This window comes from Devosia sp. UYZn731, assembly GCF_040546795.1.
In the GTDB taxonomy this organism is placed as follows: Bacteria; Pseudomonadota; Alphaproteobacteria; order Rhizobiales; family Devosiaceae; genus Devosia.
In genome coordinates this window covers 54,056-70,585 of record NZ_JBEPOL010000008.1, presented here as the reverse complement: position 1 = coordinate 70,585, position 16,530 = coordinate 54,056, and the positions used below count along the sequence as shown (strand labels likewise).

At 62.6% G+C, this 16,530-nt stretch carries 14 protein-coding genes; 10 read left to right on the top strand and 4 right to left on the bottom strand.

The genetic code is table 11. From position 1 onward, the window contains the following. Positions 1-40 precede the first annotated feature (40 nt). The 9 genes from ABIB57_RS19485 to hpt all read left to right on the top strand — a co-directional run bounded on the left by ABIB57_RS19485 (position 41) and on the right by hpt (position 10,285). The gene (locus ABIB57_RS19485; protein WP_299745787.1) at positions 41-496 is read left to right on the top strand and encodes an Hsp20 family protein; all 456 of its coding nucleotides are present in this window, start codon (positions 41-43) and stop codon (positions 494-496) included. 130 nt (positions 497-626) lie between these two features. After that, on the top strand, positions 627-1,100 hold the full coding sequence (gene dps, locus ABIB57_RS19480; protein ID WP_354042905.1) for a DNA starvation/stationary phase protection protein Dps: 474 nt from the start codon (positions 627-629) through the stop codon (positions 1,098-1,100). 65 nt (positions 1,101-1,165) lie between these two features. Continuing rightward, positions 1,166-1,762 carry a class I SAM-dependent methyltransferase gene (locus ABIB57_RS19475; protein ID WP_354042904.1) on the top strand — a complete coding sequence of 199 codons (597 nt, stop codon included), beginning with the start codon at positions 1,166-1,168 and terminating at the stop codon, positions 1,760-1,762. Positions 1,763-2,210: 448 nt separating this feature from the next. Next, complete coding sequence (gltB, locus tag ABIB57_RS19470) at positions 2,211-6,950, top strand: glutamate synthase large subunit (protein WP_354042903.1); 4,740 nt, start codon at positions 2,211-2,213, stop codon at positions 6,948-6,950. Between the two features lie 11 nt (positions 6,951-6,961). Then, positions 6,962-7,267, top strand: a complete 306-nt coding sequence (locus ABIB57_RS19465; RefSeq protein WP_354042901.1) for a hypothetical protein — start codon at positions 6,962-6,964, stop codon at positions 7,265-7,267. Next, the gene (locus ABIB57_RS19460) at positions 7,268-7,876 is read left to right on the top strand and encodes a glutathione S-transferase family protein (protein ID WP_354042900.1); all 609 of its coding nucleotides are present in this window, start codon (positions 7,268-7,270) and stop codon (positions 7,874-7,876) included. A 2-nt stretch (positions 7,877-7,878) separates the two neighbouring features. Then, positions 7,879-8,163, top strand: a complete 285-nt coding sequence (locus tag ABIB57_RS19455) for a hypothetical protein (RefSeq protein ID WP_354042899.1) — start codon at positions 7,879-7,881, stop codon at positions 8,161-8,163. Between the two features lies 1 nt (position 8,164). Further along, the gene (locus tag ABIB57_RS19450) at positions 8,165-9,592 is read left to right on the top strand and encodes a glutamate synthase subunit beta (protein ID WP_354042897.1); all 1,428 of its coding nucleotides are present in this window, start codon (positions 8,165-8,167) and stop codon (positions 9,590-9,592) included. Positions 9,593-9,745: 153 nt separating this feature from the next. Further along, a complete protein-coding gene (gene hpt / locus ABIB57_RS19445; protein ID WP_354042896.1) occupies positions 9,746-10,285 on the top strand; it encodes a hypoxanthine phosphoribosyltransferase in 540 nt (179 codons plus the stop codon). On the opposite strand, the gene ABIB57_RS19440 is transcribed toward hpt, so the two are convergent. From ABIB57_RS19440 to galE, 3 genes are all read right to left on the bottom strand, one after another. Next, on the bottom strand, positions 10,286-11,449 hold the full coding sequence (locus tag ABIB57_RS19440) for an SGNH/GDSL hydrolase family protein (protein ID WP_354042895.1): 1,164 nt from the start codon (positions 11,447-11,449) through the stop codon (positions 10,286-10,288). A 92-nt stretch (positions 11,450-11,541) separates the two neighbouring features. Beyond that, positions 11,542-12,753, bottom strand: coding sequence for a lytic murein transglycosylase (locus tag ABIB57_RS19435; RefSeq protein ID WP_354042893.1), 1,212 nt, complete (start codon positions 12,751-12,753; stop codon positions 11,542-11,544). Positions 12,754-12,776: 23 nt separating this feature from the next. Then, positions 12,777-13,763: a UDP-glucose 4-epimerase GalE gene (gene galE / locus ABIB57_RS19430; RefSeq protein ID WP_354042892.1), complete on the bottom strand. Its 987-nt coding sequence runs from the start codon at positions 13,761-13,763 to the stop codon at positions 12,777-12,779. A gap of 96 nt (positions 13,764-13,859) precedes the next feature. On the opposite strand from galE, the gene galU reads away from it, so the two are divergent. Next, positions 13,860-14,744 carry a UTP--glucose-1-phosphate uridylyltransferase GalU gene (gene galU / locus ABIB57_RS19425; protein WP_354042890.1) on the top strand — a complete coding sequence of 295 codons (885 nt, stop codon included), beginning with the start codon at positions 13,860-13,862 and terminating at the stop codon, positions 14,742-14,744. Positions 14,745-15,014: 270 nt separating this feature from the next. Here galU and ABIB57_RS19420 read toward each other — a convergent pair whose 3' ends face one another. Further along, positions 15,015-16,313 (bottom strand): outer membrane beta-barrel protein, encoded by a 1,299-nt coding sequence (locus tag ABIB57_RS19420; RefSeq protein WP_354042889.1) that lies wholly within the window; start codon positions 16,311-16,313, stop codon positions 15,015-15,017. Between the last annotated feature and the right edge of the window lie 217 nt (positions 16,314-16,530).

Here is a 16,530-nt window from a genome sequence, read left to right as displayed (position 1 = left end):
GAGGACCGGGACATCCACGTTGCTCATGGAGAATGTGACTATGCAGACCATCGATTTTACCCCGTTTTACCGCTCCACCGTCGGCTATGACCGGCTGTTCAATCGCCTCGATACCCTTGGCGGGCAGGAAGCCAAAACCTACCCTCCCTATAATATCGAGCGCACCGGCGAAGATGCCTACCGCATTTCCATCGCCGTAGCCGGCTTCTCCAATGGCGATATCGCCATCGAGACCAAGGAGAACAGCCTCGTGGTCAAGGGCGCCAAGCCCGCCGAGACTGCCGACAAGACCCGCGAGTTCCTGCATCGCGGCATTGCCGAGCGCGCTTTCGAGCTGCGCTTCCAGCTTGCCGACTATGTCGAGGTCTCCGGCGCCACTCTCGAAAACGGCCTGCTCCACCTCGAACTGAAACGCGAATTGCCCGAAAGCAAGAAGCCGCGCCAGATCGAGATCAAGGGCGGCACCGCCGTCATCGAGGACAAGTCGGTCAACTAATCTCGGTCTCCCCTCCCGGCCGATGATCGCAGGGCGCAGCTGGCAACAGCTGCGCCTTTTTGCGAAACGGGGGAACCTGCGACGCTGCCATTGGTTCTTCCGGCACGTAAAGCGTCAAAGGACTTTTTCCATGAAAACCCCCTCCATCACTCTCAAATCCAATTCCAAAACCGCGGTCATCGATATTCTCAATGCCCGGCTGGCCGATGCCATCGATCTGGCGCTGATCACCAAGCAGGCGCACTGGAATCTCAAGGGTCCCACGTTCATCGCCGTGCATGAAATGCTGGATCCGATGCGCGCCGCTATCGACGAGCACGTCGACATCATTGCCGAGCGCGTCGCCCAGCTCGATGGCGTCGCCTTGGGCACCAGCCAGATCGTCGCCAAATCGAGCAAGCTGGCGCCCTACCCGACCGATATCCGCAAGGTTTCCGACCATCTGGCGGCCCTGGCCGAGCGCTATGCCGCTTTGGCCAATCAGGTACGCGAGGATATCGACGCGACCGATGAGGCCGGCGATGCCGACGCCACCGATATCCTGACAGCGTTTTCGCGTGAGCTGGACAAGGACCTGTGGTTCATCAAGTCGCATTTGGAATAGGCCGCGGGCTTCCCTAAGATAACGGGCGCCGGAACAGCTCCGGCGCTTTTTTTCGGGAGGGCTGCATGGCAAGTTTCAGCGAAAGCTTCCAAGGCTGGGACAAATATGTGGAGAATTCCAGGGGCCAGCCGCCGCGCGAGTTGCTGGGCCGCGCGTTGCAGTTCGTCCCAGTGCGGGGCAGCGCTATCGATGTGGGCTCCGGAGCGCTGAACGACACCCGCTTCCTGCTCGATGAAGGCTTCGCTTCGGTCACCGCGCTTGATTCGGCGCCGATCGCCCAGGACATTGCAGACACAATGCCGGCCGATCGCTTCCGCTACGTCATTTCGACTTTCGAGGCTTTCGATTTCCCCGTGGCGGCCTATGACCTCGTCAATGCCCAATATGCCCTGCCCTATATTCACCCCGATCATTTCGACGCGGTCTTTGCCCGCATTTGCGCCTCGCTCAAGCCGGGCGGCATTCTGACCGGACAGCTTTTCGGTAATTTTGACGATTGGGCCGCAACGCCCGGCATGAGCTTTCACACGCTGGCCCAGGCCCGCGCCTTGCTAAGCGACCTGCGCCCGCTCGAATTTGAGGAACACGACGAGCCCGACAGCCAGACGCTCAGCGGCAAGGCCAAGCACTGGCACTATTATGACTTCATCGTCCGGCGCTGATAGGTGCTGGGCGCGCGTTTCCTACGCTTTCCTATAGGGAAGTTGGCAATCTCCTATTTTCTGTGTCCGAACCGTGGCCAAACCCCTTGCCCATAGTTTGGAATTGTGACAATGTGCAGAGGTTAGGGCAGCACGACTGTCCTATCTGAAGCGTCGCCCCGCTCTCCGCGGCCAGCACGCACGCCGGTCCGGCTGGCCCGCTCTTGATGAGCGGAAACGGATAGGCGGAGCTTTGAAGCTCGAATTCGAGTGGCCATTTGGATGCAGTGCCACTCCCCACGCATGGACGCATTTTGCTCTTCCGGGGCGTACAGTGTACGAACCGTTTGAACAGCGCGCCCACCTGAGGACGAAACGCATCCTGCCCGCCGGTTGACCGGCACCCCAAGGATGCACACGACATAGCGACAGAGCCCGCAAGGGCGACCAACGAACGAGGAACAGCGACATGGCACACGAGCGGAACGGATCCCTTTCTCCCGTCACGACGAGCAAAGCCAATCGTAAAACCCTGATCGAGAACGGTCGTCGCGTCGTCCCCGTTTCCGGCCGTCCCGCCGCGCAGGGTCTTTATGACCCCGCCAACGAGCACGACGCCTGCGGCATCGGCATGATCGCCAACATCAAGAACCGCCCCAGCCACGAAGTGGTCGAAAAGGGTCTCGAAATCCTCGAGAACCTGGAACACCGCGGCGCCGTGGGCGCCGATCCGCTGATGGGCGACGGCGCCGGTATCCTGGTGCAGACTCCGCACGCTTTCCTCGCCAAGTCGGTGGACTTCGCGCTGCCCGAAAAGCACGCCTATGCGGCGGTGATGATCTTTTATCCCAACGACGTCGCCCTGCGCGACCGTTGTGCCACGGCTGTGCGCGAATGCCTGCTGGCCGAGCAGTTGACGCTGCTGGGCGAGCGCGTCGTGCCCACCGACAATTCGGCTTTGTCCGAAGGCGTCATCGCCACCCAGCCGATCATCGAGCAGATGTTCATCGCCCGCCCCGAGGGCCTGACGCTGGACGAGTTCGAGCGCAAGCTGTTGATCGTGCGCAAGGTCATCTCCAACACCGTCTATGCGCGCGTACCCGAGTCCAATGGCGATAACGGCTTTTACGTTGTCTCCATGTCGGCCCGCACCGTCGTCTATAAGGGCATGTTCCTTGCCTACCAGCTCAAGGCGTTTTACCCCGATCTCTCGGACGAGAGCTTCGAGAGCGCCATCGCCTTGGTGCATCAGCGCTTTTCCACCAACACCTTCCCCTCTTGGAAGCTCGCGCACCCCTACCGCATGACCACCCACAATGGTGAAATCAACACCATTCGCGGCAACGTCAACTGGATGGCCGCGCGGCAGGCCTCAGTCTCCTCACCCCTGTTCGGCGACGACATCAACAAGATCTGGCCGATTTCCTATGAGGGCCAGTCCGATACGGCGTGCTTTGACAACGCGCTCGAATTCCTCGTGCGCGGCGGTTACTCCCTGCCCCACGCCGCGATGATGCTGATCCCCGAAGCCTGGGCCGGCAATCCGCTGATGGATGACACGCGCCGCGCATTTTATGAATATCACGCTGCTCTGATGGAGCCGTGGGACGGCCCCGCCGCCATGTCGCTCAGCGACGGCCGCTATGTGGTGGCTACGCTCGACCGGAACGGGCTGCGCCCCGCCCGCTATCTGGTGACACGCGAGGGCCATGTCGTGTTGGCGTCGGAATCAGGCGTGCTGACCATTCCCGACGAGGATATCGTCGAGCGGTGGCGCCTGCAGCCGGGCCGCATGCTGCTGATCGACCTCGAAGAAGGCCGCATCATCTCGGACGACGAGATCAAGCGCACCCTGGCCACCAAAAACCCCTATGCCGAATGGCTGGCGCGCACCCAGATCGTGCTCGAAGACCTGCCCGAAACCGCGCCCCAGGCGCCGGTGACCTCGGAGTCGCTACTCGATCGCATGCAGGCGTTTGGCTATACGCAGGAAGACATCAAGCTGTTGATGGCCCCCATGGCCACCACCGGCCAGGAAGCCGTCGGCTCGATGGGCACCGACACGCCGATTTCCGCGCTCAGCGAGAAGTCCAAGCTCCTCTATACCTATTTCAAGCAGAACTTCGCCCAGGTCACCAACCCGCCGATCGATCCGATCCGCGAGGAATCGGTGATGAGCCTCGTGTCCTTCATCGGGCCGCGGCCGAACCTGTTCGACCTCGAAGGCGCCAGCAAGCACAAGCGGCTCGAGGTGCGCCAGCCCATCCTGACCAACGAGGATCTCGAAAAGATCCGCGCCATCGGTGACATGGCTGACAACGAATTCCGCACCCAGACCATCGACATCACCTACGCTGCCGATAGTGGCGCGGCGGGCATGGAAGTGGCCATCGAGGCCATTTGCGCCCAGGCCGAAATCGCCATCGCGGGCGAATACAACATCATCGTGCTGAGCGATCGCCGCGTCGCCTCCGACCGGATCGCCATCCCGGCGCTGCTGGCGACGGCGGCCGTGCACCACCACCTGATCCGCAAGGGCCTCCGCACCTCCTCGGGTCTGGTCGTCGAAACCGGCGAAGCCCGCGAAATGCACCATTTCGCCATGCTGGCCGGCTACGGCGCCGAAGCCATCAACCCCTATCTGGCATTCGAAACGCTCTCGGCGCTGCATGCCGAAGGCGAATATCCCGCCGAAGTCGATGCCCACGAAGTGGTCTATCGCTATATCAAGAGCGTCGGTAAAGGCCTGCTCAAGGTCATGTCCAAGATGGGCATTTCCACCTACCAGTCCTATTGCGGCGCCCAGATTTTCGACGCCGTGGGCCTCAAGACAGAGTTCGTGCAGCGCTTCTTCTTCGGCACCGCCACCACGATCGAAGGCGTGGGCCTGGCCGATATCGCCGAGGAAACCGTCCGCCGCCACCGCGACGCCTTCGGCGACGATGTCGTGCTGCGCAAGTCGCTCGATGTCGGTGGCGAGTACATGTACCGCATCCGCGGCGAAAAGCATGCCTGGAGCCCCGACGTGGTGTCGGACCTGCAACACGCCGTGCGCACCCGCGACGAAAGCCCTGAATCGGCCCAGGCGCGCTATGACAGCTTCGCCGAACGCGTCAACAGCGGCGAAAACGGCTATCTCGCCATCCGCAACCTGTTCGAAGTTCGCCCGATCGGCGCGCCCGTTGCGCTGGACGAGGTTGAACCGGCCGTCGATATCGTCAAGCGCTTCGTCACCGGGGCGATGAGCTTCGGCTCAATCAGCCGCGAAGCCCACACCACGCTGGCCATCGCCATGAACCGCATTGGCGGCAAGTCCAATACCGGCGAGGGCGGCGAGGAAGTCGACCGCTACCAGCCGCTGCCCAATGGCGACCAGAACCCGCTCCGCTCGGCCATCAAGCAGATCGCCTCGGGCCGCTTTGGCGTGACCACCGATTATCTGGTCAATGCCGATATGCTGCAGATCAAGGTCGCGCAGGGTGCCAAGCCCGGCGAAGGCGGCCAATTGCCCGGCCACAAGGTCGACTGGATCGTCGCCAAGACGCGCCATTCCACCCCCGGCGTCGGCCTGATTTCACCCCCGCCGCACCACGATATCTATTCGATCGAAGATCTGGCGCAGCTGATCTACGACCTCAAGAACGTCAACGAACAGGCCGATATCTCGGTCAAGCTGGTGTCCGAAGTGGGCGTGGGCACGGTTGCGGCCGGCGTCGCCAAGGCCCGCGCCGACCACATCACTGTCTCGGGCTATGATGGCGGCACTGGCGCTTCGCCGCTGACTTCGCTCAAGCATGCCGGCGGCCCCTGGGAAATCGGCCTGGCGGAGACGCACCAGACGCTGGTGCTCAACCGCCTGCGCAGCCGCGTCGTCCTCCAGGTCGATGGCGGTCTCAAGACCGGCCGCGACGTCTTGATCGGCGCGCTGCTGGGCGCCGACGAGTTCGGCTTCTCCACGGCGCCCCTGATCGCGGCAGGCTGCATCATGATGCGCAAGTGCCATCTCAACACCTGCCCGGTTGGCGTCGCCACCCAGGACCCGGTGCTGCGCAAGCGCTTCAAGGGCACGCCCGAGCACGTCATCAACTACTTCTTCTTCATCGCCGAAGAGCTGCGGGGCCTCTTGGCCGGCATGGGCGCCAAGACCCTCAACGAACTGGTCGGCCGCTCCGACCTGCTCGACCAGCGCAAGCTGGCCGATCACTGGAAGTCCGAGGGCATCGACTTCACCAAGCTGTTCTACAAGCCCGAAGCGATTGGCGAGGACACGATCTATCACTCCGAATTCCAGGATCACCACCTGGAAGCTGTGCTCGATCGCAAGCTGATCGAACTGGCCCAGCCAGCGCTGGACAATGGCACGGCCGTGCATATCGAACTGCCGATCCGCTCGCGCGATCGCTCGGCCGGCGCCATGCTCAGTGGCGCCCTGGCCAAGAAGTACGGCCACGAAGGGCTTCTGGAAGACACCATCGCCATCAAGCTGACCGGCACGGCCGGGCAGAGCTTTGGCGCCTTCCTCGCCAAGGGCATTTCCATCGATATGGTGGGCGATGCCAATGACTATGTGGGCAAGGGTCTGTCAGGCGGGCGCATCGTGGTGCGGCCATCCGAAAAGGCCGGGTTCGATCCCGACAAGTCGATCATCGTTGGCAATACGGTGCTCTACGGCGCCATCGAGGGCGAGGCCTATTTCCGCGGCATCGCGGGCGAACGCTTCGCCGTGCGCAATTCGGGCGCCATCGCGGTGGTCGAAGGCACCGGCGATCACGGCTGCGAATATATGACCGGCGGCGTCGTCGTGGTCATCGGCCAGACCGGGCGCAACTTCGCGGCCGGCATGAGCGGCGGCGTCGCCTATGTGCTCGACGAGGACCAGACCTTCCGCAGCCGATGCAACCTGGCCATGGTTGATCTGGAACCGGTGACCGAGGAAGAAAACCTCATGCAGTCCCTCCACCATCATGGCGGGGATTTGGAATGGCATGGCCGCGTCGACATTTCGGGCGACATGACCAAGCACGACAATGAGCGCCTGCATCAGCTCATCGCCAACCACCTGCACTATACCGGCTCGACGCGCGCCAAATATATCCTCGACAACTGGGCCGAGATGCGCCCGAAATTCGTCAAGGTGATGCCAGTCGAATACCGCCGCGCCATCCGCGAGATGGAAAAGAAGCGCGGCGTCATGGCGGCGGCGGAATGATGGGGAACACGATGAAGGCTCTACTTATTCTGTTCGCAATGGCTGCCATGGCCATGCCGGCCCCGGCCCAGCAGTTCAGCGGCGCGGTCATCGTCATGCGCTACGAGGCGCCGGACGGCTCGATCAAGACGCTGCCGTCGCCCACCTTGGGGAAGACCCTGACCATGGCAGAATGCCAGAGGGACGCGCGCCAGCAGGTACGCATTCTGAAGCGCCAACTGGCCAATACCAGGAACTTCCCTGAATTCACCGGCTGGAAGTTCATCAGTGGTCAGTGCGAGATGTACAGCGACGACCTCATCACGACGGTCAAATAGATGCTGCACATCTACGGTGACCTTGGGTCGGGCAACTGCCTCAAGGTGAAGTATATCGCCGACGCCACCGGCACGCCCTATGTCTGGAATACCGTGCGCGCCCGCTCGGGCGACACCAAGACGCCACAATATCTGGCGCTCAATCCGGCGGGCGAAATGCCCGTCGTCGTGCTCGACGATGGCCGCCCGCTGGCGCAATCGAACGCCATCCTGCGCTATCTGGCGCGGGGCAGCCGGTTCATTCCGCAGGACGCCTATGAAGAGGCCAAGGTGGACGAGTGGCTGTTCTGGGAACAGTATAGCCATGAGCCAACGGTGGCTGTGGCCCGCGCGCGGGTCCACTACGACAAGGTGGCTATCCCCGACCTCGACCCGGCTTTGATGGCTCGCGCCAACAGGGCGCTGGATCGCCTTGAGCAGGCATTGACGGGCAAGACGTTCCTTGTCGGCGACACCATGTCGATCGCCGATATTGCACTGATGCCCTATACACGCTCCGCCCCCGAGGGCGGGCTGGACTTGACTGGGCGGCCCGCGATAACCCGCTGGATAGCCGCCTGCGAACACGAACTGGGTTTGCCGACGCTGCAAAGCACGGCGGGGGAATGACGATGAAGAAATTAGTTTTGTTCGCAGGCGCGCTCCTCGCCTGTATTCCGACCTTGGCAATTGCCGATGATCAGTATGACATGGAATGGACGATAGTTTCTGAGACTGGACAGCAGGGCGAAATGCCATTTCCGGCAGGGGATGGCACATATTCGTCCTGTCTCCAGGAAAAGAGGAACTACGTCCTGCCCAAGAAACTGCCAAGGGGAACAATAGTGAGCCCCGACGGTAACTCCTACGAATGGACGATCACTGCAGTTGCGTGCAAGCGCAGGGAGAGCAGATAAGATGGGTAAAGTAACAGGCTTTCTCGAAATCGAGCGCGAAGAGCCCCGCTATGAGCCGGCCTCCGACCGCATTCGCCATTTCGGTGAATTCACCATCCCGATGTCGGAAAGTCGCATCGTCGATCAGGCGGCGCGCTGCATGGATTGCGGCATTCCGTTCTGCCACGGCGATACCGGCTGCCCGGTCAACAACCAGATTCCGGACTGGAACGACCTGGTGTTCAACGGCGATTGGGAAGAGGCGGCGCGCAACCTGCACTCGACCAATAACTTCCCCGAATTCACCGGTCGCATCTGCCCCGCACCCTGCGAGGAAGCGTGCACGCTGAACCTGGAAGACACCCCGGTCGCCATCAAGACCGTCGAACAGGCCATCGCCGACCGCGCCATCCGCAATGGCTGGGTCAAGCCGCAGATCAATGACAACAAGACCGGCAAGTCGGTCGCCATTGTGGGCTCCGGCCCCGCCGGCATGGCGGCCGCCCAGCAGTTGGCCCGCGCGGGTCACGACGTGCACCTCTATGAGCGCGAGCCCAAGGCCGGTGGCCTGATGCGTTATGGCATTCCCGACTTCAAGATGGAAAAGGACCATATCGACTTCCGCGTCGAGCAGATGACCGCCGAAGGCGTCACCTTCCACTATAACGAGAATATCGGCGTTACCCGAACGCTAGCCGATCTGCAGCAGAAGCACGACGCGGTGCTGCTCTCTGGCGGCTCCGAGCATCCGCGCGATGTCGATGCCGAAGGCGTCCACCTGGCGGGCGTGCATTTTGCCATGCCCTTCCTCGTGCAGCAGAATCGTCGCCTTGGCGGCGAGGATGTTTCGAGCGAACAGCTCCTGTCGGCGGCGGGCAAGCATGTCGTCGTCGTGGGGGGTGGCGATACGGCGAGCGACTGTGTTGGCACCTCGTTCCGCCAGGGCGCCATCGCGGTGACCCAGCTCGACGTTCGTGCGCAACCGCCCGAGCTCGAGAACAAGTTGACCAACTGGCCCAACTGGGCAGTCAAAATGCGCACGTCCTCGAGCCAGGCCGAAGGCGCGATCCGCGAATTCGCCGCCGGAACCATGAAGATCATCGGCAACGCCAAGGGCCAGGTCACCGGCGTTGAATGCGCTCGCGTCGACCGCAAGCGCCAGCCGATTCCGGGCACCGAATTCATCATCAAGGCTGACCTGGTGCTGCTGGCCATCGGCTTCGCCCACCCCATCCACGAGGGCATGCTGGCCGAACTCGGCGCCAAGCTGGATGCGCGCGGCAACCTGTTCGCCGATACGTTCAGCTACAAGACGACGGTGGACAAGGTCTATGCCGCCGGTGACATGCGGCGCGGGCAATCGCTGGTGGTTTGGGCGATCCGCGAAGGTCGGCAGGCCGCGCGGGCGATCGACAAGGACTTGATGGGCAAGACGGATTTGCCGCGGTAGGGCGAGGACCCCCACCTAACCTCCCCCTGGAAGGGGGAGGAACCGGCTGGCGGCGAGGCAACCACGTGCCACAAGCACAATTCTGTCCCTCCCCCTTCCAGGGGGAGGCTAGGTGGGGGTACTAAAGGCCCCGCCACCATCGGGAATCGCCGCATGACCCAGCCTCCCTACACCGTCGATGAACTGATCTCCGCCAAGGCCATTGCGGCACGGGTGGAAGCCTTGGCCAAGGAAATCGCCACCTTCTACGCCGATACCGACAAGCTGGTGGTTGTCGGCCTCTTGCGCGGCTCGTTCATCTTCATCGCCGATCTGGTGCGCGAACTCGACCTGCCGGTCGAGGTCGATTTCCTCGAGGCCTCCTCCTATGGCAATGCCATGGAATCGAGCCGCGAAGTGCGCATCCTCAAGGATCTGCGCGGCGAAATCGGCGGGCGCGACGTGCTGGTGGTCGAGGACATTGTCGACACCGGCTACACCCTCAAGCACGTGCTCGAAATCCTCGAAACGCGCCATCCGCGCCGCATGGAAGTGTGCGCGCTGCTCAATAAGCCGAGCCGGCGCGAAACCGACGTGCAGGCCAAATGGGTGGGCTTCGATATCCCCGACAAGTTCGTCGTCGGCTACGGCATCGACTATGGCCAACGCAATCGCAACCTGCCCCATATCGGGGCCGTTCGCTTCCTCGAATAGTCAGCGCCCGGCGGCATTCTCCACGGCGCCCGGATCGACACCAACCCCGAACGCATCGACGCGGCCCTTGGGCGCGGTCATCAATTGCTCGAGCGTGAAGGCCGGCACCGGCGCCGCTTGGCCTGAGGCCGTCACCAGGTCGCCGGCCCGGTTGGGCGAGCGGCTCAGGGGGATCACCGCGCCGGCAACCTCGAGCAGGCGGACCTGTCCCAGCCCCTGATAGGGCAGCCGCACCATCGCGCCCGCATCGGTGCCCACCAGCGGGTCGGCAACCGCCACGCTCACCCCGCCGCCGCGATAGAAATTGCGGATCGACTGGTTGAGGTAGAAGGCCAGCTTATCCGAGCCGGCAGTGGAAAAATGGATGCCGTCATCCTTGCGCATGCGCGCGCTCTGCCCGTTCACATCGGGGCCATAGGCGGAAAACTTGCCGTCCTCGCCCAGGAACCGCTCGTAGATATCCACGAATTCGGCGCCGCCCGAGAAGCTTGCCAGCCGCTGGATGGCGCTGATCTGGGCCAGGGCCGCGGAATATTCGCTCTTGCTCATCGGCGGCAGGCCAACCCAGATCACCGGCTTGTTGGCCGCGCGCAACTGGTTGAGGAACGCGGTCAACCGCTGCTGGTAGATGGCCTTCCACGGATCGGTCAGGGACTTGTAGCTCTGTCCGTCGGCATCGATTTCCTGCCGGTCATTGACGCCGATCATGACGATCGCCAGATCGAAGCTGTTGGCGGCGATCTGCTCGCCCACAGCCCGGTCCCAATCGAAGAAATCCTCGCGCACGAACCCCGAGTCCCCCACGCCCTGGTCGATGACCACCAGGTTCGGATCATCGGCATAAAACCGTTCCAGCGCCTTGCTGAGATCGATCGCCATGGAATCCCCGAACACGGCCAGCCGCGTTGCGCCCTCGGCCTTGGTGACGATCGGCTTGGCCGGCGGCAGCGCGGCCGTGGGCGTGCGCGGCGCGGTGCTGCGTGGTTGCTGTTGCTGCTGCACGGGGGGCGGCGGCGCTGGCTCCTCGCCAAACAGCAGGTCGAACAGCGTCCGCCGCTTCTGCGCCTGCGCCACCACGATCGTGCCCTGGTCCTGCGCAAACACCGGCGCAATATCGACCATGACGAAGCAGCACAGGACGATGGCGGATAGGACGCGGATCATGTCAGCCCTTGGTAAACTCGCCCATTCTCTAGCAAAACAGCCTCGACAAGACCAGTTCGGTCACGCCGAACTGAGAGATTGCAAGCAATCTCCTATCGCGTCGCGGCCGCCAGTTCCTCATAGGATGCCTTGGTGATGAAGCCATCGGCCACCTCGCCGCGCGAGGCCTGGAACTGCGCATAGGCTTGCTGGCTGATCGGCCCGATCCGGCCATCCACATCGCCCTTGAGAAAACCCAGCTTGATCAACGCCGCCTGGATCGCCTTGCGCTCGGCGATATTGGGGAATTGCGTGTCGCGCGGCCAATCGTCCGCAAAGGCACCTGCGCCATTGAGCCGGTCGGCCAGGTGCGCCACCGCCATGGCGTAGCTGTCGGACAGATTATAGCCCTTGAGGACCATATAGTTCTGCGTCATGAGGAATTTCGGGCCGTCCTTGCCTGCCGGCACGTAGAGAAAGACCGGCAAATTGGGATCGGCAAAGGCCTCGCCCCGCACTCGTGCAATGCCCTTCGCGGCAAAGAACGACACCGGCCGCATCTGGGTCCGGTCCGCCAAAAGGTAGTCGAAACCATCCGGCACCGCGACCTCGATACTGCAGGGCACGCCCGGCTGATAGCCCAATCCGCGCAGATAGACCGCGCTGGTCGCCAGCGCATCGGCCAGCGAATTCTGCAGGTCCACCGCGCCGTCGCCATCCCCATCGGTGCCATATTTGACGACATTGGACGGATTGACCTGCAAATGCCCGATCGCCCCGGCCCAAGAGCCGACCAGGTGTTGCGCGTCGAGCGGCCCCCGCTGCACCAGTTGCAACGCGGCGATCAAATCGGCCTCGTCGCCTTCGAGGCGGCTGCGGCGCTGATGCACCAGCGTTGCCAGCGAGCGCACGATCGGCCGGATGATGCTGGTATCGCCCAGTACCGAACCGTAATTGGTCTCGATGCCCCAGATTGCCCCCAGCAGATGGGGTTCGACGCCATAGCGCCGGCCGATGTCGGCGAACAGGGCCGCATTGCGCTCCATCGCCGCCTTGCCGTTGGTAATGCGACGCGGCGAAGCGCGCAGGTCGATATAATCCCACATCGGGGTGGTGAATTCGGGCTGCGCGCTCACCAGGTCCGGCGTGCCGGCGTCCGGGGTCAGGCCAATCATCGCTGCCTGATAGGTTTCGCGGGTGATCCCCGCCGCCAGCGCCTTGGCCTCGAAATTGGCAATGAAGCTGTCGAAGCTTTCGATTGGCTGGGCAGATGCCGGCAAACTGAGCAGCGCCAACAGCAGGCCGACAACGATAGTCTTGATCACACCCAACCTCCTTTATCGCAAGCCTAGCGATTGCGCACCATCAGGTGCTTCTCCCAAGCGTATGCGGATTCGACGATTTCTTGCAGATCGTCATGCTGGGGTACCCAGCCCAAAATCGAGCGCACCTTTTCGCCGGTGGCGGTGATCGATGCCGGATCGCCAGGCCGGCGCGGGCCTTCATCCACGCGAAAATCGACGCCCGACACCGCCTTCACCGTATCGACCACCTGCCGCACCGAATAGCCCTGCCCATAGGCGCAATTGAGCGTCGTGCTCTCGCCACCACTGCGCAAATGCCCCAGCAGCAGCGCATGGGCGGCGATCAGGTCGGTGACGTGGATATAGTCGCGCACGCAGGTGCCGTCCGGCGTCTCGTAGTCGGTGCCGAAAATGTCCATCTTTTCGCGCTGGCCCAGCGCCGTCTGCGCCGCCACCTTGATCAGGTGGGTCGCGAAGGGCGTCGACTGGCCGCTACGCTTGCCGGGATCGGCGCCCGCTACGTTGAAATAGCGCAGCACCCCATAGGTGATCGGATGCGCCGCGGCCACATCGGCCAGCATCCACTCGGTCATCAGCTTGGAACGGCCATAGGGCGACATCGGATTGAGCGGGGTTTCCTCCACTACGGGGGCGAGCCCGGTCATGCCATAGACTGCGGCGGTCGAGGAGAAGATGAAATGCTTCACCCCGGCCTTGACCGCAGCCTCCAGCAGGTTGCGCGAGATGGCGGTGTTATTGCCGTAATATTTGAGCGGATCGACCACCGACTCGGGCACTACGATGGAGCCGGCGAAGTGGATGATCTCGGTAATGCCGTGCTCTTTGACGATCGCCTGCACCAGTTCGATATCGCCTGCCGAACCTTGCACGAACGTGGCGCGCCCATCGATGGCCCAATCGAAGCCGGTGACCAGGTTATCGAGCACGACGACGCTCTCGCCCGCGTCCGTCAGGTTCAGCACCATATGGCTGCCAATATATCCGGCGCCGCCGGTGACCAGGACTGCCATGCTGTTAACTCCAACCGCTAAGACGCTATTTTGCCGTGATGTTATGTGCCAGATGTTGAGATAGCTTTACGGCGAAAATCCAGATTGGGGTGAACAGTGGGCAAGCGCGTCAGGACAGCAGTATTTCCCGTAGCGGGGTTGGGAACGCGGTTCCTGCCAGCCACCAAGGCCCTGCCCAAGGAGATGCTGACGGTCGTCGATCGGCCGTTGATCCAGTATGCGGTCGATGAGGCGCGCGAAGCCGGCATCGAGCATTTCGTCTTCGTCACCGGCCGCAACAAGGGCGTCATCGAGGATCATTTCGACCGCCAGTTCGAACTCGAAACCACGCTGGAAATGCGCGGCAAGACCAAGGCGCTCGATGAGCTGCGCAAGGACCTGCCCTCGGCCGGCCGCACCAGCTTCACCCGCCAGCAGGAGCCGCTGGGCCTGGGCCATGCCGTATGGTGTGCGCGCCACATCGTGGGCACCGAGCCGTTCGCGCTGCTGCTGCCCGATATGCTGTTCAAGGGTGATCCGGGCGTGCTCAAGCAGATGATGGACACTTATGAGGAAACCGGCGGCAATGTGATCGCCGTCGAGGAAGTGCCCCCGGCCGAAGTGTCATCCTATGGCATCATTGCGCGCGGCGATGGCCCCGACAACAATTTCGCCATCACCCAGATGGTGGAAAAGCCCAAGCAAGAGGAAGCTCCCTCCAACCTGATCATTTCGGGTCGCTATATCCTGCAGCCGGAAATCTTCACACTGCTGGCCGACCAGCCCAAAGGCGCGGGCGGGGAAATCCAGCTCACCGACGCGATGCAGACACTGATGAAGTCGCAGGCCTTCACCGGGGTGAAATACCAGGGACAGTCGTTCGACTGCGGCTCCAAGATCGGCTTCCTGACCGCCAATGTGGTCTATGCGCTCGACCGCGACGACATCCGCGACGGTTTTGTGGCGGAGCTGCGCAAGCTTGATCTCGGCGAACATTTCTAGGACGAATGTGCCGCGTATTTGCCTCCCTCCCCTCGATGGAACGGAGAAGAAAGCCGTCTCCCCAGCACTGGTCTTCCCGCGGACTTGATCCGCGGGCCTTTTGCAACACGGTGTGAGCGGAGAGTGGCCCGCGGATCAAGTCCGCGGGAAGGCCGGTGGTGGGGTTAGCCAAGCGAATGGCTGGAATCGCACGTTTTCCCACCGTCACCACCCGGACAAGCCGGGCAATGACGACAACCTGAATTTGAAACCACTCAAACACGCCACGCTCTAGCGCTTGACCGTCACTCCGACCGTCACCCGATGGTTGTCCTCGGGGCTGTCATTGGTCTTATCGGCGTGCGCGTAGCCATAGTCGGCGGTGAGCGCGGTGTGGGCATTGACGCTGTAGTCGGCGCCGACGCCGTAGCCATAGCCGGTTTCGGTGTCGCTGCTGCCATCGAACGTGCTGGTATTCCAGTCGGCCAGCGCCCGCAGCACCAGCCAGGAATTGACCGTGTAATTGACATCCGCATTGGCGGCGTATTCGACCTTGGTCAGCCCGCCATTGTCCGGCCCCGGAGGCGCCACCGTAGTGGTCAGACCTGCCGTAAAGCGCCAAGTCGGATCGGGGCTGAACACCAGTCGGGCGTCATAGAGGTTCGACTTGACCTCGCCCAGGCTCGCTTCGTCGAACCGGCGCAGGCCCAGCCCCACCGAGGCTTCGGCGCTCAACACCTCGCTCCATTTGCCCGACACACCAGCCTTGATCGACGAATTGGTGGCATCCGGCTTGATCAGCAGCACCGATGAGGGCCTGTCAAACATTTCGCGGCCGAGATTGGCTTCGGTGAAAATCTCGAAGATCGGCGTCGCCTGGAAGCCCAGCCGCAGCCCCCCGCCCGCCGTCCACAAATCCTGCTCGCTGTTGTCGACCGCAGAGCCATCGGCATAGGTCGTATTGCCATAGAGCGAGCGGGTCACCTCGCCCGTCACCCCGACATTGAAGCGGCCGAACTGGCGCGTCACGCCGCCATCGATGCTGCCCACAATGGTCTGGGGCGCCTGGGTGATGCCGTTCGCCAGTCCCGGGGTATCGGGCCGGTCCCGGCTGATCGACAGATTGGCATTGGCGTCGAGCGTAGTGACGCTATCCAGCGCGTAGCTGGTGCTGAGGTCGAGCCGCAAGGCGCTGACATCGATCTGGCCGTCGACCGGCTGGTCGACTTCGGCACTGGCATCGAACTTGATCTGCGAGCGCGAGCCGGTGTGCTCGAAGCTGGCGCTGGGCGCCAAAACCACATCAAACTGTTCACCATCATTGGTTTTCGTGTAGCTGCCGCGCAGCGCCATCGACCAATCGATGTTGAAAAATGGATCGTAAGGCTCCCGCAGGCCCGGAAAATCCAGCGGCAGCGCATCAACGGGCGCCGCAGGGTAAACGCCGGGCAGCAGCCGTTGATTGTCAGCATCGGAGCCGTCGCCATTGCCAAGCTGGGCCTGTGCCAGCGCCGAGCCCGCCATGGCGAGCACGCACAATGCCGACGCCGCGCCGACTTGCCCGATATGCCGGAACGACCGCAAGGGCAAAGGCTTGGCTCCCGTCAGGACAATGCTGATAGCGACGAGCCTGCCCAAACGGCAGCCGACGCCCGCTAATCCTTACAGCTTATAGTTAACGAAGCCTTGCAACGCCGCATTTGGCGACTCATGGAGCGTTAACTGCACCGCTTAAGCGCCAATTATTTGTTGCGCGCCAATAGTGTGGCCATATTCAAGCGTCCCAGAACGGGGCGTCTACGGGGCC

What these genes read in the sequence shown, in the direction of transcription:
- ABIB57_RS19455 (WP_354042899.1), top strand. Translation starts at nt 7,879, where the DNA reads ATGAAGAAATTAGTTTTGTTCGCAGGCGCGCTCCTCGCCTGTATTCCG.
- ABIB57_RS19450 (WP_354042897.1), top strand. Translation starts at nt 8,165, where the DNA reads ATGGGTAAAGTAACAGGCTTTCTCGAAATCGAGCGCGAAGAGCCCCGC.
- ABIB57_RS19440 (WP_354042895.1), bottom strand. Translation starts at nt 11,449, where the DNA reads ATGATCCGCGTCCTATCCGCCATCGTCCTGTGCTGCTTCGTCATGGTC.
- ABIB57_RS19460 (WP_354042900.1), top strand. Translation starts at nt 7,268, where the DNA reads ATGCTGCACATCTACGGTGACCTTGGGTCGGGCAACTGCCTCAAGGTG.
- dps (WP_354042905.1), top strand. Translation starts at nt 627, where the DNA reads ATGAAAACCCCCTCCATCACTCTCAAATCCAATTCCAAAACCGCGGTC.
- gltB (WP_354042903.1), top strand. Translation starts at nt 2,211, where the DNA reads ATGGCACACGAGCGGAACGGATCCCTTTCTCCCGTCACGACGAGCAAA.
- ABIB57_RS19465 (WP_354042901.1), top strand. Translation starts at nt 6,962, where the DNA reads ATGAAGGCTCTACTTATTCTGTTCGCAATGGCTGCCATGGCCATGCCG.
- ABIB57_RS19485 (WP_299745787.1), top strand. Translation starts at nt 41, where the DNA reads ATGCAGACCATCGATTTTACCCCGTTTTACCGCTCCACCGTCGGCTAT.
- hpt (WP_354042896.1), top strand. Translation starts at nt 9,746, where the DNA reads ATGACCCAGCCTCCCTACACCGTCGATGAACTGATCTCCGCCAAGGCC.
- galE (WP_354042892.1), bottom strand. Translation starts at nt 13,763, where the DNA reads ATGGCAGTCCTGGTCACCGGCGGCGCCGGATATATTGGCAGCCATATG.
- ABIB57_RS19475 (WP_354042904.1), top strand. Translation starts at nt 1,166, where the DNA reads ATGGCAAGTTTCAGCGAAAGCTTCCAAGGCTGGGACAAATATGTGGAG.